This window comes from Herbaspirillum sp. B65 (assembly GCF_000333555.1).
GTDB lineage: Bacteria > Pseudomonadota > Gammaproteobacteria > Burkholderiales > Burkholderiaceae_D > Herbaspirillum > Herbaspirillum rubrisubalbicans.
In genome coordinates this window covers 1-3,770 of record NZ_BADI01000421.1, presented here as the reverse complement: position 1 = coordinate 3,770, position 3,770 = coordinate 1, and the positions used below count along the sequence as shown (strand labels likewise).

Here is a 3,770-nt window from a genome sequence, read left to right as displayed (position 1 = left end):
GCAGGTAGACGATCCACATCGGTATTTCCATCACTTCGGAGGTGCTGTCGTGCTGGGCGATGTCATAGACGAACTCGGCACCGAAGGTACCGACGATGCCGGTAAAGAGCGCACCGGCAAACAGCCCAAAGAGCACGAACTTGTTGCGCCAGGGGGTGTTCAAACGATTGATCAGCACGTCGACGCCCACGTGGATGCCGGTACGCACCCCGTAGGCGGCGCCGAACTTGGCCATCCACACGAACATGAAGATGCACAGTTCCTGAGCCCAGCTCATGTTGATCTGGATGAGTTGGTCTTGCAGCCAGGGGATGTCCAGGCCGGAGGCGTAGCGGTGCACCACCGCCACGAAGATGATGAAGGTGGCCGCGGCCATGAGGAACGCGATCAGCCACTCTTCCAGATGGTCGAGTAACTTCATGAAGTCTCCTTGCGTCAGCAGGCCGATACCTGGGTGGTATCAGCCTGTGACCTTGCTTGTTCGGATTGTTCTTGGTGGAAAGGCGCGCCTCACGTCGCAGGCGCGCGTCTGCTCACGCCTGGCGCTTACTTCTGGCCCAGCGCCGCCGCTTCCTTGTTGACGGCGTCGATCAGATCCTTGCCAATGCGGCTGGCCATCTGCTGCTGCACTGGCAGCAGCGCCTTGCGCCATTCGGCCTTCTCGGCGTCGGTCAGGCGATAGACGGTGGTCTTGCCGGTCTTCTCGACAGCGGCCAGGGCGGCGTCATTTTCCTGCTGGGCAATGGCGTTGGCGTACTTGGTCGCATCCTTCATGGCGCCTTCGAGCTCGCTACGGATGTCCGAGGGCAGGCCATCCCAGAACTTCTTGTTGACGATCACTGCATAGCCCAGGTAACCGTGGTTGGAGACGGTCACGTACTTCTGCACTTCATGCATCTTCTGGGTATAGAGGTTCGAGGGCGGGTTCTCGGTGCCATCGACCACGCCCGTCTGCAGCGCCTGGTACACCTCGGAGAAGGCCAGCACCTGCGGGTTAGCGCCCAGCGCGCGCATTTGCGCGTCAAGCACCTTGGAAGACTGGATACGCATCTTCAGACCACGGAAATCACTCGGATGACGCAGCGGCTTGTTGGCCGACATCACCTTGAAACCGTTATCCCAATAGGCCAGGCCGGTGATGCCCTTGGGCTCCAGCTTCTTGAACAGTTCACGCCCGATCGGACCTTCGGTCACGCGATACAGCACTTCCTTGCTGGGGAAGATGTAGGGCAGGTCGAAGACCTCGAATTCCTTCACGCCCAGCGGGCCGAACTTGGCCAGAGAAGGCGCCAGCATCTGCACCGCGCCCAGTTGCAGGGCTTCCAGTTCTTCCTTGTCTTTATAGAGCGTGCTGTTGGGATAGACCTCGACCTTCACGCGGCCCTTGGTGGCTTTTTCGGCCAGCTCCTTGAAGCGTTCGGCGGCCTTGCCCTTGGGTGTGTCGTTGGCCACCACATGGCTGAACTTGATGATGATGGGCTGTTGGGCCAAGGCGCTCGCCGCCAGGCCGAGATTGAACACGGCCGCGGTGGCCATGGCAAAGACGATGGACTTCAGTTTCATGCTTGTCTCCCCAGAGAGGTGTAAATCGTTTATGTATTTATTCTGGTGTATGGCTGGCCTTGGCGCGGGCCAGGTTGTGCTCGCGAATTCTGCGCGGGGTCACCAAAATGGAGCAACTGTGGTTAACCACAATGCTCCAGGTTCCACTTCCCGGTGTGCGGGAGGCTGGCGCAAGGCCGGGGTGGCCGCTACACTGGCGGCGTCATGAAAACCGTCCCGCCTCCGCCAATCGCTCCCCAGCCCGATGCCGCCTCGCAGTTGCAGGCATCCGGCCGCAAGACCACCATGCGCTGGCTGATCCCGTTCCTGCTGGTGTGCCTGTTCCTGGCCACGCTGATCTGGCTGCCGCGCCAGGCGCAGCAGATGGAGGCCAGCGAACGGCTGGAGCAATTGATTGCCGATTCGCTGTGGGTGGAACAGGCGATCCGCTTCCAGTTGAGCCGGGACGATGAAAGTATGCGCATCATCGGGCGCGAGATCAGCAATGGCCGCCTGCACCAGGACCATTTCCGCAGCCGCTTGAACGCCCTGCTGCGCAACAACCGCGAGTTCTACCGCGTCACCTGGTTCAATGCCGAGGGCCAGGCGATCGCCTCCACCGATGATCTGCCGATCAGTCGCCACGATCTCTCGCAATCCTCGCTAATGACCGCCGAGCGCGCCCGCAAGATGCGCCGGCCGCTCTACAGTCCCCCGGCCATTCCGCCCGGCATCGCCGAACCGATGCTCATGGATTACCACGTGCCACTGTTCCACGACAACCACTACATCGGTAGCCTGGTGGCCAGTTACGCCGTGGCCCGCATCCTGAATGAAATGGTGCCGTGGTGGTTCGCCCAGGACAATGAAATCTCCCTGACCGACACGGACGACAACGTGGTGGCGCGCCGCACCTCGGGCGGCCCGGGCCTCAATGTCTATACCCATCGACGCGAACTGGAGCTGCCCGGTCTGACCCTGGTACTGCATACCAATAGCACCAAGAGCGCGCCCAAGCTCTTACCCAACCTGCTGGTGGGCTCGGTCATCGTGCTCTCGCTGGGCTTGCTGTGGAGCCTGTGGGCGCTGTGGCGTGACATCAATCGCCGCACCAAGGCCGAAAAAGCCTTGTTGAACGAAGCCGTGTTTCGCGCCGCCATGGAAAACTCGCTGGTCACCGGGATGCGCGCACGCGACCTGGAAGGGCGCATCACCTACGTCAATCCAGCCTTCTGCAAGATGGTCGGTTTCCAGGCTGAGGAACTGGTAGGCAAGGTCCCACCCATGCCCTATTGGGCGCCGGAAGCCATGGATGAATACCAGGAGCGTTTTTCCAACGTACTGGCCGGGCGCGTGACACCGCAATTCGAGACCATCTTCCAGCGCCGGGATGGCGAACGTTTCCCGGTGCTGATCTTCGAGTCACCGCTGGTGGACCAGGATGGCAAACAGACCGGGTGGATGGGTTCCATCCTCGATATTTCCGAGCGCAAGCGTGCCGAAGACCTCAACCGCACCCAGGAAGAAAAGCTGCAAGCCAGTGCCCGCCTGGCCAGCATGGGCGAGATCGCCTCGACCCTGGCGCACGAGCTGAACCAGCCGCTGGCGGCCATCTCCAGCTATACCACCGGGGCCCTTAACATGATGCAGCAGGGTCAAGCCGAACCCACGGCCTTGCAACCTGCACTGGAAAAGATCCATGCCCAGGCGCAGCGCGCCGGCCACGTCATCCGCAGCGTGCACCAGTTCGTCAAGAAGCGCGAACCGGCGCGCCAGCGCCTGCAGATACGGCAACTGGTGGACAACGTGGCCCCCCTGATCGAATTGCAGGCGCAACAGTTCTTCGTCGTGCTGCAATGGCAGGTGCCCAAATCCCTGCCCGCCGTGCTGGGCGACCAGGTCTTGCTGGAACAGGTGATCCTGAACCTGACCCGCAATGGCATTCAGGCCATGGCCGCAGTACCCTCGGCGCGTCGCATCCTGCGCGTGAGCGCCGAGCTCACGCGCAACGACGATGGTGCAGAATCGGTCACGGTCTCGGTGATCGACCAGGGACATGGCATCACCGAGGACGTGGCCGCTCGCCTGTTCTCGCCCTTCTTCTCGACCAAGGCCGAGGGCATGGGCATGGGCTTGAACATCTGCCGCACCACCATAGAATTCCACGGCGGCACCCTTACTTACACCGATAATCCGGCAGGCGGTACAATCTTCAGGTTTCGCGCCCG

The 3,770-nt window shown here is 61.5% G+C and carries 3 protein-coding genes; 1 reads left to right on the top strand and 2 read right to left on the bottom strand.

Annotated features, from left to right (window positions below):
• A partial coding sequence (locus I5W_RS10070) for a TRAP transporter small permease (protein ID WP_044529111.1) occupies positions 1-421 on the bottom strand: 421 nt, incomplete at its 3' end.
• A gap of 125 nt (positions 422-546) precedes the next feature.
• Entirely contained in the window at positions 547-1,563 is a 1,017-nt protein-coding gene (locus I5W_RS10065; RefSeq protein WP_017451430.1) for a TRAP transporter substrate-binding protein, read from the bottom strand.
• A gap of 204 nt (positions 1,564-1,767) precedes the next feature.
• On the opposite strand from I5W_RS10065, the gene I5W_RS10060 reads away from it, so the two are divergent.
• Positions 1,768-3,770, top strand: a 2,003-nt coding sequence (locus I5W_RS10060) for a PAS domain S-box protein (protein WP_044529110.1), incomplete at its 3' end; no start/stop codon positions are given.

Bases quoted from the DNA above. Each gene is read 5' to 3' on its own strand.
- I5W_RS10065 (WP_017451430.1), bottom strand. From the start codon at position 1,563: ATGAAACTGAAGTCCATCGTCTTTGCCATGGCCACCGCGGCCGTGTTC.